A 17,850-nucleotide genomic window follows, 5' to 3' on the forward strand; every position below is an offset into this window, starting at 1 on the left:
GTCACTGAGGTCGCGCTGCCTCAGAACGAGGGTTCCCTCGCGAAAGCGCCCGATCCCGCACCTGATTCCGCAGCTCCCGACGACGATCTCACGGCCCGCCTGACCGGCCCCGTTTCACTCGTCGATGCCTACGCCGATGAGCACGCAGAGTGGCGCGAAGAGCTCTCCCGCATCGGGGGGCGCAATCCACTGCTCCACTTCGACGACAGACCCGCCAACCGCATCGAGCTTTCGACGACGCACCCCGGCGGTCTGCCGCAATTCATCACCGGCAACAAGATTCTGCTGTCGGCTCTGATCCGCGACGATCTCGCGCTGCGCCACGCACGCGCAGCGGCCGGCCGCGTCACCGACAAAGCCATCGAGATGCGCACGGTGCGCGGCCTCGAAACCGTCAACCTTGGCGTGGGCATCGCCAAGTGGAGTTTCGAAGGCGAGGAGTTCTGCGCCCCGATCTTGCTGCGCCCGCTCGCGATCCGCCGCTACGGTCGCGACTTCGAGCTCAAGCTCAAGCAGTACCCCGTCGTCAACTCTGAGCTGATTCGTGCGCTGCGCGAGCAGTTCGGGATCGTCGTCGACGCCCGCGCGCTGATCGAGCTCTCTCAGTCTGAGGGCGTCTTTAAACCGCAGCCCGTCATTGACAGGCTGCGCCAGATGGCGGCCGGGGTGCCCGGCTTCGTGGTGCAGCCGCGGCTCGTAGTGTCGTCGTTCCACAACGTGTCGCAGCGCATGGTTGCCGACGCGAAAGATCTCGACTCGCCGATCCTCGCAGCGATCTGCGGCAGCGAGCCCGCCGCCCGTCGCCTCGCAGAGGCCTACCGACCCGTCAGCCCCACGCCGCCTGACGAGCGTGCCCCGGACACCGACCGCAACCTCTACGACGCCGACGTCGAGCAAGACGATGTGCTCGCGCAGATCGACGCCGGCCACTCGCTCGTGGTGCACACTCTGCCGGGCACCGGCGGCACCCAGACCGTGGTGAACGCAATCGGCAATCTCGTGCGGGCAGGTAAGCGCGTACTCGTGGTGTCGCCGCGTCGCGCCGCGCTCGACGGCATCACTCACCGTCTCACCCGTGCCGGTCTCGCCGGGCTCGCGGTGACGCCGCGCCGCCTGCGCCGCAACCTCGTCGAAGCCATCAGTCGCAACGAGAACGCGCGCGGTGAGCAGCTGCGCGACGTCGATGAGGCGCTCACCCGCCTGCGCGGCGTGCTGCTCGACTACCAGCGAGCGCTCTCGACCCCCGATCAGCGCTACGGTGTCTCACCGCTCGATGCGCTGCGCCGTCTCACCGTGCTCGCGCTCGGAGAGCGACCCCCGAGCACCACGGTGCGCCTCGATGATCAGGCTCTTGGCCAGCTCACCCTCGACCGTTCATCGGTTGCGGAGGCCCTTACCGAAGTGGCCCGGCTCGGGCAGTTCCAATACGGTCCTGAGGATTCGCCGTGGTACGGCGTGAGCTTCACCACGACGGAGGAGGCGCGCACCGCGTACGGTCTCGCCGTCGACCTCGCCGAGTCGCAGCTGCCCCGCCTCATCTCGATGGCGAACGAGGTGATCGGCCAGACCTCCATGCGGCCCTACGACACCGTCGCTGAGCTGGGTGTGTACCTGCGGTTGCTCATGGGCATCCGCGATACGCTTGATCGATTCACCCCGCAGGTTTACGACCGCTCACTGACCGAGGTCATCGCGGCGCACGCGCCGCGGGGCGGCGATGAGATGTCGGCGGCCAACAAGCGGCGCCTGCGCAAGCTCGCCCGCGAGTACGTGCGCCCTGGCGTGCACATCACCGACATGTACTCGCGCCTGGTGCAGATCCAGCAGCAGCGCGTGCTCTGGCAGCGTTACACCACTGTGGTGGGTGCCCGGCCCGAGGTGCCGCTCGGCATCGCCGATGTGGTGGTCGCGTTCCAGTCGGCGTACCAGGATCTTGACGAGCTCGACCGGGTGCTCGGCACGGCGGGCGATGCGGATCGCCTGAAGAACATGACGCTCGGTCGCCTGGCTCACCGCATCTCCGATCTCGCCCGCGAGTCTGAGGTGCTGCAGAACATTCAGGAGCGCACCACCATCGTGGAGCGCATGCGCGCCGCTCACCTCGAGCCGCTGCTCGACGATCTCTCGGCCCGCCACGTGCCGGCAGAAGACGTTGCGGCAGAGCTCGAACTAGCGTGGTGGCAGTCCGTGCTCGAGCGCATGCTGCAGACCAACCAGGCACTGCTCAGCGCGAACACGAGCGTGATCGAGCGACTGGAAGCCGATTTCAGGCTCGTCGACGACGCGCACGCCGGCGCGAACGGTTCGCTGCTCGCGGGCTCGCTCGCCGACGCCTGGCGTGTCGCCGTGCTCGACCATAAGCAAGAAGCGCTGGCGCTGCGCGAAGCCCTGCGCAGTGGATACGTGTCGCCCGCGGCACTCGCGCAGCGATCCCCGAATTTGCTCAGCGTGCTCGCACCGGTCTGGGTGATGTCGCCCTACGAGGTGGCGCAGCTGCCCGACACGATGCGGTTCGACACCGCACTGCTCGTCGATGCCGGGGCAACGACGCTTGTCGAGAACCTCGGGGCGATCCGCCGCGCCGATCAGGTGGTCGCCTTCGGCGACACCATGACGCAGACCCCGTCACCCTTCGAGATCCCTGTCGGCGGGGCGTCCGGCGACAGCGATGACGAGTCCGTCGATGTCGATGCGCTGCACCGCAGCTCCGCCTTCGCGCAGCTCGGCACGGTGTTGCCGACGCTCACCCTCACCCGCAGCTACCGCGCCGGCGGTGAAGACCTCACAAACCTCGTCAACAGTCGCTTCTACGACGGCGCGATCCAGACGCTGCCCTGGGCGGGCAGCTTCCTGGGCCATTCGAGCCTCACCTACGAGTTCGTGCCAGGCGGTCAGGGGCTGCCCGATCAGCAGACCGGAGCGGTCGAGAGCACCGATGCCGAGGTTGATCGGGTGGTGCAGCTCGTGCTCGAACACGCAAGCGAGCGCCCCCGTGAGTCGCTGATGGTGATCACCGCGAGCGAGCGCCATGCCGTGCGCGTGTACCAGGCGGTGCTGCAGGCCTTCTCGAAGTTCCCGCAGTATCGCGAGTTCCTGCTGGGGGAGCGGGCGGAGCCCTTCGCCGTACTCACGCTCGAGCAGGCCACGGCGCAGAGCCGCGACCGCGTCATCTTCTCGATCGGCTACGGCCGCACCCCGCACGGGCGCGTGCTGTCGAACTTCGGCGGTCTGGGGCGCCCTGGCGGCGAACGCCTGCTCGCCGTCGCGATGACCCGCGCGCGTCGCGCCATGACGATCGTGAGCTGCTTCAAGCCCGAACACCTCGACACCAACCGCATTAAGCACGGCGTCGTCGAACTCGCCGAGCTGCTCGCATTTGAGCATCCCGAGCCCGAGGCACCCGCCCTGCCAGCCGAACGCGACCCGATGATGGGCGAACTGGCCGACAGGCTCGAAGCGATGGGCTTCTCAGTGGCGATCGACTACCGCGGTGTGATTCCGCTGGCGGCCTCCATCGGCGACCGTGCCATCGCGATCGATCTCGACCTCGGCGGCATCGATGGCGGCGATAGCCTGCGCGACACGCTGCGCCTGCGGCCTGCGGTGCTGCGTCGTCTCGGGTGGCACTACCATCGCGTGCACAGCTTCGACCTGTTCGCCGACCCCGACGAGGTGGCGTCGCGGATCGCCCGCATCGTCGGCTTCGACACGGGCGAGGCCGAGTCGGCGTGAGCGACAAAATCGACCCCGGCGACGCCGCAACAGGCGACACTGACGGGGGCGTTCCTCGCGACGCTGCTGGTGAGCGCGTGGTGAGGCGTCGCCGCCGCGCGACGCTCCCCGCGCCGGAGGGCAGCGATCCCGCACCCTATGATCCGCCTGCCGAACGGCGTTCAGAGCATGAGAACGACGCCAGGCTGCTCGGTGATCGCCCGCCCCACTGGGGCTGATGGGATCGCCGCAGCGGTCAGGAGCTGGTCGAGGACGTCGCGGGCGCAGACGAGCCTGATGAGGATGCGGATCCCGATCCGCCAGCCGAACCCGAACCCGACCCGCCGGAGCGGGAATCCGTGCGGTAGAAACCAGAGCCGTTGAAGGTGACGCCCAGGGAGCCGAAGACCTTGCGCAGCTTGCCGCCGCACTCCGGGCACTCCGTCAGCGCAGCGTCGGAGAAGGACTGATAGATGTCGAAAGCGTGCTCGCAATCGGCGCAGCGGTAGGCATAGGTAGGCACGAGACGATTCTACCGCCCGCGGTTGACGGGCCGCGACGGGCCGCCACCGCGGGGCGGCGAGGTGTGTTGTCAGCGCGGAAAGTAGCGGATCGCCTCCGGGGTGACCGCGCCATCGACGGGGATATCGTGCGTCTCACCAGGCAGGGCCGGCAGCACTTCGGCCTCATGCACAACGGCGAAGAGCGGCGGCCTGCGCTGCAACTCGGACAGACAGCGATCGAAGTAGCCCAGACCCCAGCCGAGACGCGTGCCCCGCAGATCGACCGCGCAGGCCGGCAACAGCATGAGATCCAGCCCCGACGCGACCGACGCCGGCAATTGCTGGCCGCTCGGCTCGAGAATGCCGTGACGGCCGGCGATGAGGGGCGAACCCGAGCGTGTCCAGGCAAGGCGCCTCCCTGGCAGCGAGACCGGCAGCAGCACTTCCACCCCGGCACTGGCCGCCCAGGCCAGGAAACCAGAGGTGTCGGGCTCATCGGGCAGCGGCACGTAGCAGGAAACCGTTGCGGCGCCGCGATCCCGAACCAGCGACACCAAATGATCCGTGAGCGCATCACGCGCCCGCAGACGTTCAGCCGGCGTGAGTGCGGCACGGCGGCGGCGCACCTCCTCGCGCACATGCCACTTCTGCTGCGTGATCTCCTCAGCGGCATCGAACCCCATGCGAGTCAGCATAGAGGCCCGCTCCCAGACACGCCGCAGCTCCCCATGAGACGCCGCCCGGGCAGCTTTGCCAGGCCCACCCCGGAGACTAGGCTGGCCGTCATGACTGAAAATCAGCCCACTCGTAGCTCAGTGACCAAGGCCGTCATTCCCGCAGCCGGCCTGGGAACGCGCTTCCTGCCCGCCACCAAGGCGACGCCCAAGGAAATGCTGCCGATCGTCGACAAGCCGGCAATTCAGTACGTCGTGGAAGAAGCGGTAGCCGCCGGGCTCGACGATGTGCTCGTGATCACGGGACGCAACAAGGGCAACCTCTCGAACCACTTCGACAGCGTGCCCGAACTCGAGCGCACCCTCGAACGCAAGGGCGACACCAACAAGTTGCGCAAGGTGCACGAGTCGAGCGAGCTCGCCGAAATCCACTTCCTGCGCCAGGGGCAGCCCCTCGGCCTCGGTCACGCCGTGGCCTGCGCTCGCCGCCACGTCGGCAACGAATCGTTCGCCGTGCTGCTCGGCGACGACCTCATCGACGCCCGCGATCCGCTGCTCGATCGCATGATCGAAGAACACGACAAGCGCAACGCCACCGTCATCGCGCTGATGGAGGTGCCGCAGGAGTCGATCCACCTCTACGGCTGCGCGGCCGTCGAAGCGACCGACGACCCCGACGTGGTGCGTATCACCCGCCTCGTCGAGAAGCCTGCGGCAGAAGAAGCACCTTCGAACCTCGCAATCATCGGCCGCTACGTGCTGCGCCCCGAGATTTTCGACGTGCTCGACGGCCTCGAGCCCGGCCGCGGCGGCGAGATCCAGCTCACCGACGCGCTCAACCACCTCGCAGAAGACAAAGGAGACGGCCCCGTCTACGGTGTCGTGTTCCGTGGGCGCCGCTACGACACCGGCGACCGCGCCGACTGGATCAAAGCGAACGTGCTGCTGGGTGTCGACCACGAAGAACTCGGCGAAGAGATCTCCAACTGGATCATCGACTTCGCAGACCGCCTTCGCGCCAGCAACGCCAACGGCTAAGACATGCCGCTCGGTCGCCCGATCGAGGAGCCGCCGCCGCTGCGCGTCGGCCGCGTCGAACTGCGGGTGATCCGCAAACGCGACGCAGAACCGCTGCGCCAACTGCTCGCCGAGAACCGCGGCTGGCTACGGCAATGGGAGGCGACGCACCCCGCAGGGAGAAGCGTCGCCCCCGGCAGCGTGTCGATGCGGCCGACCGTGCGCCTGCTGCGTGCGCAGCTACGCGCCGGCAGCGGCCTGCCCTTCGTCATGCTGCTCGACGGTAACGTCGTCGGGCAGCTCAGCGTCTCCGAGATCAGCGGCGGGGCGCTGCAATCGGCACAGATCGGCTACTGGGTGTCGCAGCACGTCGCAGGGCAGGGCGTCACACCAGCTGCGGTCGCGCTCGCCGTCGACTACCTCTTCGCAGAGCTGGGGCTGCACCGAGTGGAGATCTGCATTCGCCCCGAGAACGCGGCCTCGCTGCGGGTCGTCGAGAAGCTCGGGCTGCGATACGAGGGGCGCCGGGCCGCATACATTCACATCGACGGCGCCTGGCGCGACCACGAAAGTTACGCGATCACCAGAGAAGAGATCCCTGACGGCCTGTTGCGCCGCCTGCAGTAATCGATTGCGGGATCACGGCGCGCCGGGCACCACGACCGCCACGAACACCGTACAGTGATGCCCATGACAGGCGGGGCACTGGGTGGTGGAGTGATCTTCGTGGTTGCCGCGCTGCTCTGGGGCGCCGTGCTGGTTCCCGCGTGGATTCGACGCCGGGAGTTCCGCAGCGCAGAGCGCAACGCGATGCGCTTACAGCGCACGCTGCGAGTGCTCGCCGAAACCTCGGAGGTGCCGCAGGAGCTGCACCTCGAGGCCACCGCACGTGAGGCGCTCGCCCATGAGAAGCTGCTGCGCACCGCGCAGAAACGGCAGGAAGCCGAACGCGAAGCACAGCTCGCCGAAGCCCGCGCCGAGCAACTGCGCGCCGAGATCCGCGCCCAGCAGATGCGCCGCAAGCAAGCCGCCGCGCAGCGGGCAGCCAAGCTGCGCAAACCGCTGGTGCGTCGCGTGCGGGCACTCTCCGCGCTCGGAGCCCTCATCGGACTGCTCGGCGCACTCGTTGGAGCGGGGCTCGCCGTGGCCGGCAGCGGTGCCGCCATCCTCACCTGGAGCGGGCTCGTCTTCGTAGCCTCGCTGGGTGCGCTCGTGCTGCTCGCTCCCGGACGCGCCCGCATGCGCTCCATCGAGGCCGAACGGGTCGCGGTGCAGGCCGCACCAGAGCCCGCATCCATCGCCCCGGCCACCCCCATCGCCACCGGTGAGACCGAGCGCACCGCGGCCGCCCACGCCGCCGCGCAGCGCGCAGCCGCCGACCGTATCGACCGCGCCCGCGCGCTGGCCCGCGCCAGAGCGGAACGGCCGGCGACCCGTGAGAACCAGACCGACTCCATCCTGCTGCGCGAGGCTCGCGCGCAGGTGAGCGCAGCCCGCGGAGCAGCGGCTCAGGGGGTTCCTGATGCGGCTGGTGCAGGTGCTTCCAGTGCTGGTGCTTCTGGAACAGCTGGTGTCGAGGCAGCAGCGAGCAGCGCGATCCCATCGCGGCCTGCCGCACCGCTCACCGCGCGCGAAGCAGGCGAAGCCCGCCGCGCCGCACGCCGCGCCCCCGGATCCGCGCACAGCGCCCAGGAGCAGGCAGCCCGCGAACGGCTGCGGCAAATGGGTGTGATCGGCGACACCAGCCAGGGCATGCCCGACCTCGACGCCGCCCTGCGCCGTCGCCGCAACGCGAGCTAGCAACTGCAGGGCTCGCCTGCTCTACTCCGTGAGCCCCGCGATCCGCAGCGCTGCCCCACCCCGTGCCCACCATGCCAGCCCGCGCCCACTGTGCGAAACCAGCCTTGCGAGGCCACCACTGTTCTCGCCCGGGCTCACAGCGGGGTGTTCGGGTGGAGAGCGTGGAGCGGATTTCGCGTCCCAGCCCAGCGGCTGCTACAGTTGGTCGCTGTCAGGGTCTGTGGCGCAGTTGGTAGCGCGTCTCGTTCGCAATGAGAAGGTCAGGGGTTCGATTCCCCTCAGATCCACCACGAAACAGCCCCGCAGCGCGGGGCTGTTCTGGTTTCCGGAGTCTTTCTCGGCGCGAGCGCGTCTCCTCGATGAGCAAGTCATCTGAGGCCGACCCCGCGGGCCTACCCCACGCACTGCCCCGACGACACCGCAGCGGGCTCGGCGGATGCGTCGAGCGTTGCGAGCACGGGCAGCAGTTCGGAGAGGGTCATGGCGTAGCCAATGCCGGGGCGCACCGCGTCGCGGGCGAACACGACTCCGGCGACGGCCCCGGCTTCGGTGAGCAGCGGCCCGCCGGAGTTGCCCGGTTGCACGTCGGCGGAGAGGGTGTGCACCTGGCGGAGCGCGCCTCCTGCGCCGTAGATGTCGGGAACCGTCGTCGAGCCGGTCGCGAGCACGCCGGCAGCCACGGTGCGGAACGGGCCGCCGCGCGGGTAGCCCTGCACCGCTCCGACGCTGCCCGGCGCGAGAGAGTCATCGAGCGGGAGCGGCGCGGCGTCGACGTCGGCGGCTACGACGGCGAGATCGGCGACCGGGTCGAAGTAGACGATGCGGCCGTCGCGGGCGGGTTCGCCTGGCAGTTCGACGAGGGGCGTGCCGATGCCGGCGACGACGTGCGCGTTGGTGACGATGCGATCCTCGGCGACGACGAATCCGCTGCCGCTCGGCATGGTGCCGCATCCGTAGGCGATACCGGAGACGCGCGCCACAGAGGCGGCGGCGGCGGCGAGCGCGGGGTCGTCGGTGTCGATGCGAGAGGTATCGGGTGAGGCGAGCAGAAGCGACTCGTCGATGAGCCCGTCGATCGTGGGCAGCACCGTGTCTCCCAGCACTGCGGCGTGCAGGCGCGACATGGCGGTGACGAGCGGATCGGGGGTGACGCGCTCGATGAAGCGCAGCATCGACGACGAGGCGACAGTGGAGGACACCCCGGGGATCCCGGAGGCCGCGACCGCGGAGCCGATGAGCGCGACCGAGGTGACGGCGGCGAGCAGGCCGACGGCTCCTCCGAGGATGCGGTCGAGTGGGCGCAAGCGGATCCGGTCGGCTCCTCGTCGGATCAGTGACCCGATGCTCGCGCCAACGCTGCCGCCGATGGCGAGCAGCAGCGCGGCCGACGCGATCACGGCAGTGCTGCGCCACGCTGTTTCTGGCAGTGCGCGCGCGATCAACGGCAGCACCCAGGGGGAGGCCGCAGCTCCGGCGACCAGCCCGAGTGTCATGCCCAGCGACGAGAACAGCCCGGCGCGGAAGCCGGCCGTGAGCCCGATGATCAGCAGCAGCACGATAACGATGTCTGCGATTCCGGGCATCCCCACCTCCCCGAACCCCCGACGGTTCGGGGCCGATTGTGGGGTGAGCCTATCCCATCAGCTTGAGCGCACCACCCAGTGTGTCGCCCAGTGCCGCACCCGGTGCACCGCCCGCGCCCGCGCCGCGAGGCACGATCCCCAGCACCGCCACCAGTGCCGCGTCCCAGGCACCGCTAGGCTGCTCCTGAGCCGGGCGCTTCGGCGCTTGGCGAGGCCCCGCCGTCAGCTATGAAGGAACCGTTGTGACCCCAGCGACCGCATCTCGGGAGGCCCCCGATGAGCGCGCCCGATACCGACCCGACCCCTCCGTACTGACGGCCTTGCGCAGCCCGCGGCTGCTCACGAGGGAGGTGCTGGCCGGGCTTGTCGTCGCGCTCGCGCTGATCCCGGAGGCGATCGCGTTCTCGGTGATCGCTGGTGTGGATCCTCGTATGGGGCTGCTCTCGTCGTTCATCATGGCGACGAGCATCGCGTTCCTCGGCGGGCGGCCCGCCATGATCACGGCGGCGACGGGGGCGGTTGCGCTGGTTGTGGCCCCGGTGGTGCGAGAGTACGGGCCGGAGTATCTGATTGCGACGGTGCTGCTCGCAGGGGTGATTCAGATTCTGCTCGCCGCGCTGGGGGTGGCGAAGCTGATGCGGTTCATCCCGCGCAGTGTGATGGTCGGCTTCGTGAACTCGCTCGCGATTCTGGTGTTCATCGCGCAGTTGCCGCAGCTGATCGGCGTGCCGTGGTTGGTGTATCCGCTCGTGGCGGGCGGAATCCTGATCCTGCTCATCATGCCGCGGATCACCCAGGCCGTGCCCGCGCCGCTGGTGTCGGTGATTGTGGTGACCGTCGTGGTGGTGGTCTGCGCGATCAATGTGCCCACGGTGGGAGATCAGGGCGAGTTGCCGCGCAGCCTGCCCGAGCTCGTATTCCCGGCGGTGCCGTGGGAGTGGGGCACGCTTGCGGCGATCGCGCCGTATGCCTTCGCGATGGCGCTTGTCGGTCTCATGGAGTCGCTGATGACGGCGAAGCTTGTCGACGAAATCACCGACACCCACTCGAACAAGACGCGTGAGGGCTGGGCGCAGGGGGTTGCCAATCTGCTCTCGGGCTGTTTCGGCGGCATGGGTGGTTGCGCGGTCATCGGCCAGACGATGATCAACGTGAAGGCGTCGGGGGCGCGCACCCGCATTTCGACGTTCCTCGCCGGCGTCTTCTTGCTGGTGCTCGTGGTGGTGCTTGGAGATCTCGTCGCGATGATCCCCATGGCGGCCCTCGTCGCGGTGATGATCATGGTGTCGATTGAGGCGTTCGACTGGCACAGCATCGCACCATCGACCCTGCGCCGCTTGCCGAAGAGCGAGACCTTCGTGATGTTGGCGACGGTGGTGCTGGTGGTGGTCACGCACAATCTCGCGGTGGGGGTGATCGGCGGTGTGCTGGTGGCGTCGGTGCTGTTCGTGCGACGGGTCGCCCACTTCGTGCGGGTGGATCGCGAGGTGCAGCCCGCTGTGCCCGCCGAGGGCAGTATCGAGTTCGCCCGCTATCGGGTGACGGGCGAGCTGTTCTTCGCGTCGAGCAACGATCTCACCACCCAGTTCGAGTACCGGGGCGACCCTGAGCGTGTAGTGATCGACATGTCTGAGGCGCACGTGTGGGATGCGTCGACGGTTGCCGCGCTTGACGCGGTCGTGACGAAGTACGCGCGTCTGGGCAAGCGGGTCGAGCTGGTCGGCATGAATGCGCGCACGAGCGATCTGCATGGGCGTCTCACGGGCACGCTCGGGGGAGAGAGCTGATCGGCGCGCGGCGGCGCGGCGGCGCGGGAGGTTCGGGGGGTGGCGTGCGCGCGCTGGTGCTCGCGGCTCTGGCAGTGTGCGCGCTGGCTGTGGCCGGTGCATTCGTTGCCCAGGGTTCGGCGGAAGGCGGCGGATCCTCCGCGTCTCCCCAAGCGGGCACGGGCACTCTCCGGCAGACGGAGCCGCAGCCGAAGGGGCCGGTCGGTGCGGATCGCGGAGCCTCGCCCGCACCCGTCGCTGAGCGCACCGCGGTCGAGGTGCTCGACGCAATCCCCGTCAAGGGTCGTGCCCCGAAGACGGGCTACGACCGCCGAGCGGGGTTCGGGGATGGCTGGCAAGATCCCGATCGTAACGGCTGCGACGCCCGCAACGACGTGCTGCGTCGCGACCTCGTAGATGTCAGCATCGACGAGCGCTGCCGGGTGCTGTCGGGGGTGCTGCGTGACCCGTACACGGGTGCCGACATCGATTTCCTGCGTGGCGAGCGCAGCTCGCAGGCGGTGCAGATCGACCACGTCGTCGCGCTTTCGGATGCTTGGCAGAAGGGTGCGCAGGCGCTTGCTCGGGAGCAGCGGATCGCGTTCGCCAACGATCCGCTGAACCTGCTGGCCGTGGATGGCGCTGCGAACTCCCGCAAGGGTGATGGTGACGCCGCGACGTGGCTGCCGCCCGAGCGGGGCTTCCGCTGCGAGTACGTGGCCCGTCAGATCTCGGTGAAGGCCGCGTACGGTCTGTGGGTGACGGATGCCGAGGGCGACGCGATGCGTCGGGTGCTCGCGAGCTGCCCGGATCAGCCGGCCTACGCGTCGGCGCTCGCTGCAGCGGGCTGATCCGGATCCGCAGCATGCAGCTGAGCCGGATCAGCCCGAGCCTCGATTACGCCGGTGTGTTGACCGGCGAGTCCGGTACGCCGGCCTGCAGCAGCGAGACAGCGTTCTGCGCCTGGATCCGCACATACTCGATCTCGGTGCGCGCCGAGAAATAGGCGATGTGCGGGGTGAGTACCACATCGTCGCGGCCGAGCAGCGGGTGGCCCGGTGCAGGCGGCTCCTGATCGAGCACGTCGAGCGCCGCACCCGCAAGGTGGCCGGAGTCGAGTGCGGCAGCGAGCGCTGCGGAGTCGATCAGACCTCCGCGTGACACGTTGACGAGCACGGATCTGCGCGGCATCGCTGCGATGAATCCGGCGTCGACCATATGCTCCGTCTGCGGGGTGAGCGGCAGATGGAGGGAGAGCACATCGGCTGCCGCGCGCACCTCCTCGAGGCTCGCGCGCCGCACACCGAGTGCGGCGAGTTCTGCTCGCACTTCCGGGGTGTCTGGCAGCATCGGGTCGTAGCCGAGCACGGATCCGAAGAGGGGAGCTGCGAGCCGCACCAGCTCGCGCCCGATCTTGCCGAGCCCGATCACCCCGAGCGTGGTCTCGCTGAGGCGGGGCGGAGCGATGGGGGCCCGATCGTTCCAATCGGCGGGCGTTGCAGAGGCCGTGTAGAAGGGGAGCTGACGCACGCTGCTGAGCAGAATCGCGAGCGCGTGCGTGGCGACCTCCTCGGTGGCAGCTCCCGGCACGTTCGTCACCCAGACGCCGCGCTCGCTCGCGGCTTCGATGTCGACGTAGTCGAAGCCCATCGACATGAGCGACACGATTTTGAGCGACGGCAGCGCCTCGATGACCTCACGGTTGATCGCCGCGTAGCCGGGCAGCAAGGCGACCGCGCCCTGCGCTCCCGCGATGATCTCGGCGGGGTCGCGGGTGCCGAGCACGCGCACCTCGAAGCCGTGCTCCTCCAGCAGCCGGATGCCGGCCGAGGGGTCGGTGTCGTCGATATCGGTGTAGATGGCGAGAGGTCGCCCAGTGGTGGCGCTCATGCGGTGGCCTCCTCGGAGAAATTGAAGGAATGCTGCTCGATATGGATCAACTGCAGGCCGCCCTCGCGCACGGCCGCTGCGGCGGCGTCGGCGAGCTCGCCGGGAGTGGCGGCACGGCGACCCCGCCCGCCGAAGGCCGCCGCGACAGCCACCCAGTCAGGTTGGGCGAGGTCTACGCCCACCGGGGCGATGCCGGCGTCGACTTCGTTCTGCTTGATTTCGGCGTAGCCGCCGTTGTCGACGACGACCACGGTGACGTCTTCGCCCTGCTCGATCACGGTGATGAACTCGTTCATCGAGAACATGAGGGCGCCGTCGCCCGTCACTACGAAGGCGGGGCGGTGCGGGGCCGCAATGCGACTGCCGAGGGCCGCGGGCAGGCCGTAGCCGAGCGTCGCGTACGTGGCCATGTACGGGGTGGAATTCGGTTCGGATACGCGCAGCGCGTTGAGCAGGCCCCAGTAGGCGATCTGTGAGGAGTCTGTTGCGACGATCGCGTGCTGTGGCAGCGCAGCCGTGATGCACTCGGCGAGGGCCGTGTTCTCTGCCGACAGCTCGGCGGACTCGGCGCGCGCGGCGGCGATGCTCTCGCGCACGCGGGCTGTGGCCCGTTCGGTGCGGTCGGCCCCGGCCTCGCCCTCGGGCAGCGCGCGGAGGATCGCGTCGAGCGTGGCGGCGGCGTCGCCCACAAGACCAACCTGTGCGGTCTGGTTCTTGTCGATCTGCGAGGAGAGCAGGTCGACGCGGATCACGGTGCCCTCGGCTTCGAGCCGCGGCACCCACAGCTCGGCTTCGCCGAGTTTCGAGCCGACGATCAGCAGCACGTCTGCCTCCTGCGCGATCCGCCGCCCCGCGGCGAGCCGCAGGTTCGAGCCGACAGCGAGGGGGTGCTGTTCGTCGAGGGCGCCCTTCGCGTTGAGGGTGGTGACGACGGGGGCGGCGATCCGCTCAGCGAGCGCGCGCAGCTGCTCCGTGGCACCGCGCGATCCGCCGCCTGCGAGAATCACCGGCTGCGCAGCGCCCGCGAGCAGCGCAGCGGCCGACGTGACGGACTCGGCCTCGGGGGCGGCCGTTGCGGCGTGCTTGCGCGGAGCCGTGGCCGTGGCGGGCATTGCGGTCTCTGCTTCGAGGACGTCGAGCGGGATTTCGAGGTACACGGGGCGCGGGCGTGTGGTGGCGAACAGCTCGAAGGCGTCGTGGATCGCGGCGACGGCCTCTTCTGCCGAGTGGGCACGGCGCCCCCACTCGACGATAGCGGAGGCTGCGCCGAGCTGATCTTTGGTTTCGTGCAGGGTGCCGATGTCGGCGAATTCGGCGCCGCGGGCCGGGCCCGGCGAGATGAGGATCATAGGGCGCGATTCGCAGTAGGCGGTGCCTGCCGCTGAAAGCGCGTTGAGCAGGCCCGGGCCGCTCGTGGTGATAACGACGCCCGGCAGCCCTGTCTGCAGTGACCAGCCGTCGGCGCCGTAGCCCGCGCCCTGCTCATGGCGGGTGGTGACGGGGCGGATCCCGAGCGCGCCGAGGGGCCGGTAGAGCTCGAGGTTGTGGGTGCCGGGGATGCCGAAGACGGTGTCGATGCCGTAGCCGCGGAGGGTTTCCATGACGACCCAGCCGGTCGTGCGCTTCGGGGTGGTGTGCATGTTGTTCCTCACAGTGATGGGCGGTGGGGCGAGAGGCGGATGTCGCAGCCGGATCGTGCGATGCTGCGGCGAAATCCGCCTCTCGGCGGGGGTGGAGCGGGGGATTAGGGGGTGTGCGGATCCCGGGTGTCGATCGTGGTGGTGTCGAGACGGGGCCTGAAGGATCCCGTCACCGGGGCCTCATCGGAGTGCTGCGGTGCGAAGCGCACGCCGATGAACGCCGACACGGTGAGCACACCGAAGAACGCTACGACCGACCAGAAGTTGCCGTCGGTGGCGATGAGCAGCATCGACGCGATCGCGGGCGAGAGGCCGCCCCAGACAGCGGCGCCGATGCCGTAGGAGAGCGACATCGAGGTGTAGCGCGACTGCGGGCGGAACATCTGCGCCATCAGCGTCGACAGCGGCGCCCAAGCCCCGCTCAGGGTGACACGGATCAGGATCACGAAGAGCCAGATCAGTCCCACGTTCTTCGCCTGGATCGACATCACCAGCGGGATGATGACCAGGAACGACGGGATGATGCCGAGGTACATCACCGTCTTCGCGCCGATCTTGTCGCCGAGCGCGGCGATCGGCAGGGTGACGAGGAACTCAACGAACGAGGCGACGGTCATCGCACCCAGAATGATCGAGGGGTCGAGCCCGATCTCGGGGCTGTCTGCGTAGTTCTGCACGAAGGTCGTGGCGATCACGTAGCCGCCCGATGACATCGCGATGATGCAGAAGCCGAGCAGGATCGGCAGCCAGTTGTTCTTCAGCGCGAACAGCAGCGGCGTCGACTGCTCCTTGCCGTCGACCTTTGCTTCGAACACGGGGGTCTCCTCGACGCGGTAGCGCACCCAGAAGCCGACCGCGATGAGCACGATGCTGAAGAGGAACGGCACGCGCCATCCCCAGCTCAGCAGGGCATCCTCGCCTAGCGTCGACAGTGCCCAGAAGGCACCTGTGGCCATCATCGCGCCGAGCGGGTTGCCGACCTGGGTGAAGCCGCCGTAGAACGTCTTCCACTTCGCCGGTGCGCTCTCCACGGCCATGAGGCTGGCACCGCCCCACTCGCCGCCGACGGCGAGGCCCTGCGCCATACGGCACAGGATGAGCAGGATCGGGCCCCAGATGCCGATGGTCGCGTAGCCGGGCAGCACCCCCACAAGTGTGGTGGCGACACCCATCAGGATCAGGGTGATCGTGAGTGCGGGTTTGCGGCCGAGCTTGTCGCCCACGTGACCGAAGATGATGCCGCCGATGGGTCGCATGAAAAAGGCGACGGCGTAGGTGCCGAATGAGGCGAGCGTGGCGAGCGCCGGTTCTGCCTCGGGGAAGAAGACGTGCGGGAAGATGATTGCCGCCGCGGTCGCGTAGACGTAGAAGTCGTACCACTCGATCGAGGTGCCGACGAGGGCGGCCATGCCGCCTCTCAGGGCACGTTTGTGGGAGTTCGGCGCGGTGGCCGTGGACGTGGACATGTGAGCTCCTTTGCTGGATGCCGGGGGAGTGGGGGTCGGGGCGTGGCGGCCCCGACCCTGAGGGGTCAGCGGGCGAAGACGCGCTCGCCGCCGACCCAGGTTTCGGTCACGGAGATCTGTGCGAGCTCCGGGACGGGGGTGGTGTGGGGGTCTCTGTCGAGCACGGCGAAGTCGGCGCGTTTACCGGCCTCGATGCTGCCGAGTTCGTCTTCGCGGCCGAGCGCTCGGGCCGCCGAGATGGTGTGGGCGCGCAGCGCGGTGTCGAGTGAGACGGCGAGGTCGTCGGGGCCGAGCTGCGTGCCGCGGCGGGTGATGCGGGAGACGGCGGCCTGGATGGCCTCCATCGGGCGTGGATCGGCCACGGGGGCGTCCGAGGAGATCGTGACCGGAACTCCGGCCCGTTCGAATTCGCCGAGGGGGTTGAAGCGCTCACCGGGGGTGCCGATGGCCTGTTCGACGCCCTCGCCCCAGTTGTAGTGGTGCTGCGGCTGGTTGACGGGATAAATGCCGGCTTTCGCCATGCGGGTGATCTGCTCGGGGGTGGGCAGGCCGCAGTGCTCGATGCGGTGGCGGGCGTCGGGGTCGGGACGATCTTCGAGCGCGGCTTCGATCGCGCTGATCACCATTTCGAGCGCGGTGGGTGACTGTGAGTGCGTGGCGGTCTGCAGGCCGACACGGTGGGCTTTGCGGATCAGCTCGGCGTAGTCGCCGGGCTCGTGGTAGAGCTGCCCGGTGCGGCACGGGTCGCCCACGTAGCCATCGGGGAAGTAGGCGGTCCAGCCACCGAGGGTGCCGTCCGAATAGAACTTGATCCCGGCGAAGCTGAGGTGCTCGTTGCCGAACTGGCCGTGCAGGCCCATCTCGATGGCTTCGTCGAGCAGGTGGGAGAGCAGGTACATGCTCACGCGCACCTTGAGGTCCCCGGATTCGGCGAGTCGCAGGTACATGTCGAACTCGCGCCGGCTGACCTGCGCATCGCCGATGGTGGTGACACCGCCTTCGAGGAAGTTCTGCTGCGCCGCGGCGAGCTGGCGCTTGTGCTCCTCGGGCTCGTCGGCGAGGTGGAAGTTGGGGCCGTGGTGCCCGATCTTCACGCCCTCGAGGCCGGTGAGCACATTGCAGGCGGCGTCGGAGAGTTCGCCGGTGAGTTCGCCGTCTGCGTCGCGGAAGAATTCGCCGCCCTTGGGGTTGGGGGTGTCCCGGGTGACACCGTGCAGTTCGAAGGTGTACGAGTTGACCACACCGCCGTGCCCTGATGCGTTCATGAGGTAGACCTCGCGGTCGGTGGCGACTTCGTCGAGTTCGAAGCGGGTGGGGTGCCGGCGCTCGGCGAGGTTGCGCTGCTCGTAGCCGTAGCCGCGGATGGGCCGGCCGGCCGGCAGCGTCTTCGCGGCCTCCTTGAGCAGAGCGATGATTTCCGGGATCGAGCCGGCCTGGGCGGGCCCGCAGTCGACCCAGCTCATCATCTGGCCGAGCATGAGGGGGTGGGCGTGGGCGTCGATGAAGCCGGGCACTACGACGGCCTCGCCGAGGTCGACGAGTTCGGGGGCGAGTGCGCTCACGGATGCTGCCGCCTCACGGCATTCGTCGATGGTGCCGACGTGGGCGAAACGGTCGCCGATCACGAGGAACGCTTCGGGGGTGCTGCCAGTGGCGTCGAGCGCATCGATGCGGGCGGCAGTGACAATCTGCGGTGCGGCGGCAGTGGGTGCCTGGGTGAAGGCGAGCTTGCGCACGGTGAACTCCTTTGTCTCGAATCGCTCCGAGAGTACGCGCAATTCGTGGGCGATGAAAGCAGAA

The 17,850-nt window shown here is 68.8% G+C and carries 14 protein-coding genes and 1 tRNA gene; 8 read left to right on the forward strand and 7 right to left on the reverse strand.

What is annotated here, in order from left to right:
• The first annotated feature begins 15 nt into the window (after positions 1-15).
• Positions 16-3,732, forward strand: coding sequence for an AAA family ATPase (locus WFL22_RS00860; protein WP_442918955.1), 3,717 nt, complete (start codon positions 16-18; stop codon positions 3,730-3,732).
• Positions 3,729-3,950 (forward strand): hypothetical protein, encoded by a 222-nt coding sequence (locus WFL22_RS00865; RefSeq protein WP_336651583.1) that lies wholly within the window; start codon positions 3,729-3,731, stop codon positions 3,948-3,950. The genes WFL22_RS00860 and WFL22_RS00865 overlap by 4 nt, the downstream gene beginning before the upstream one ends.
• A 17-nt stretch (positions 3,951-3,967) precedes the next feature.
• Here the strand turns inward: WFL22_RS00865 and WFL22_RS00870 are convergent, their stop codons facing one another.
• Together WFL22_RS00870 and WFL22_RS00875 are read right to left on the reverse strand one after the other, a co-directional pair.
• On the reverse strand, positions 3,968-4,234 hold the full coding sequence (locus WFL22_RS00870) for an FmdB family zinc ribbon protein (RefSeq protein ID WP_336651582.1): 267 nt from the start codon (positions 4,232-4,234) through the stop codon (positions 3,968-3,970).
• Between the two features lie 69 nt (positions 4,235-4,303).
• Complete coding sequence (locus tag WFL22_RS00875; protein WP_336991109.1) at positions 4,304-4,897, reverse strand: 5-formyltetrahydrofolate cyclo-ligase; 594 nt, start codon at positions 4,895-4,897, stop codon at positions 4,304-4,306.
• 102 nt (positions 4,898-4,999) lie between these two features.
• On the opposite strand from WFL22_RS00875, the gene galU reads away from it, so the two are divergent.
• The 4 genes from galU to WFL22_RS00895 all read left to right on the forward strand — a co-directional run bounded on the left by galU (position 5,000) and on the right by WFL22_RS00895 (position 7,995).
• On the forward strand, positions 5,000-5,926 hold the full coding sequence (gene galU, locus WFL22_RS00880) for a UTP--glucose-1-phosphate uridylyltransferase GalU (protein WP_336991111.1): 927 nt from the start codon (positions 5,000-5,002) through the stop codon (positions 5,924-5,926).
• A gap of 3 nt (positions 5,927-5,929) precedes the next feature.
• Entirely contained in the window at positions 5,930-6,532 is a 603-nt protein-coding gene (locus WFL22_RS00885; protein ID WP_336651579.1) for a GNAT family N-acetyltransferase, read from the forward strand.
• A gap of 63 nt (positions 6,533-6,595) precedes the next feature.
• Positions 6,596-7,705, forward strand: a complete 1,110-nt coding sequence (locus WFL22_RS00890) for a hypothetical protein (RefSeq protein WP_336651578.1) — start codon at positions 6,596-6,598, stop codon at positions 7,703-7,705.
• 214 nt (positions 7,706-7,919) lie between these two features.
• A tRNA-Ala gene (locus WFL22_RS00895) sits at positions 7,920-7,995 on the forward strand.
• A 102-nt stretch (positions 7,996-8,097) separates the two neighbouring features.
• Here WFL22_RS00895 and WFL22_RS00900 read toward each other — a convergent pair.
• Positions 8,098-9,288 carry a MarP family serine protease gene (locus WFL22_RS00900; RefSeq protein WP_336991112.1) on the reverse strand — a complete coding sequence of 397 codons (1,191 nt, stop codon included), beginning with the start codon at positions 9,286-9,288 and terminating at the stop codon, positions 8,098-8,100.
• 242 nt (positions 9,289-9,530) lie between these two features.
• Between WFL22_RS00900 and WFL22_RS00905 the strand changes: the two genes are divergently transcribed.
• Entirely contained in the window at positions 9,531-11,075 is a 1,545-nt protein-coding gene (locus WFL22_RS00905) for a SulP family inorganic anion transporter (RefSeq protein ID WP_336991114.1), read from the forward strand.
• Between the two features lie 44 nt (positions 11,076-11,119).
• Entirely contained in the window at positions 11,120-11,905 is a 786-nt protein-coding gene (locus tag WFL22_RS00910) for an HNH endonuclease family protein (protein WP_336651564.1), read from the forward strand.
• A gap of 46 nt (positions 11,906-11,951) precedes the next feature.
• Here the strand turns inward: WFL22_RS00910 and WFL22_RS00915 are convergent, their stop codons facing one another.
• From WFL22_RS00915 to WFL22_RS00930, 4 genes are all read right to left on the reverse strand, one after another.
• Positions 11,952-12,944 carry a C-terminal binding protein gene (locus WFL22_RS00915; RefSeq protein ID WP_336651563.1) on the reverse strand — a complete coding sequence of 331 codons (993 nt, stop codon included), beginning with the start codon at positions 12,942-12,944 and terminating at the stop codon, positions 11,952-11,954.
• Positions 12,941-14,584: a thiamine pyrophosphate-dependent enzyme gene (locus tag WFL22_RS00920; RefSeq protein WP_336991116.1), complete on the reverse strand. Its 1,644-nt coding sequence runs from the start codon at positions 14,582-14,584 to the stop codon at positions 12,941-12,943. The genes WFL22_RS00915 and WFL22_RS00920 overlap by 4 nt, the downstream gene beginning before the upstream one ends.
• Positions 14,585-14,688: 104 nt before the next feature.
• Positions 14,689-16,050 carry an MFS transporter gene (locus WFL22_RS00925; protein ID WP_336651561.1) on the reverse strand — a complete coding sequence of 454 codons (1,362 nt, stop codon included), beginning with the start codon at positions 16,048-16,050 and terminating at the stop codon, positions 14,689-14,691.
• 65 nt (positions 16,051-16,115) lie between these two features.
• Positions 16,116-17,786, reverse strand: coding sequence for an amidohydrolase (locus WFL22_RS00930; protein WP_336991117.1), 1,671 nt, complete (start codon positions 17,784-17,786; stop codon positions 16,116-16,118).
• Positions 17,787-17,850: the final 64 nt, after the last annotated feature.

The organism is Leucobacter sp. VD1, from assembly GCF_037150695.1.
In the GTDB taxonomy this organism is placed as follows: domain Bacteria; phylum Actinomycetota; class Actinomycetes; order Actinomycetales; family Microbacteriaceae; genus Leucobacter.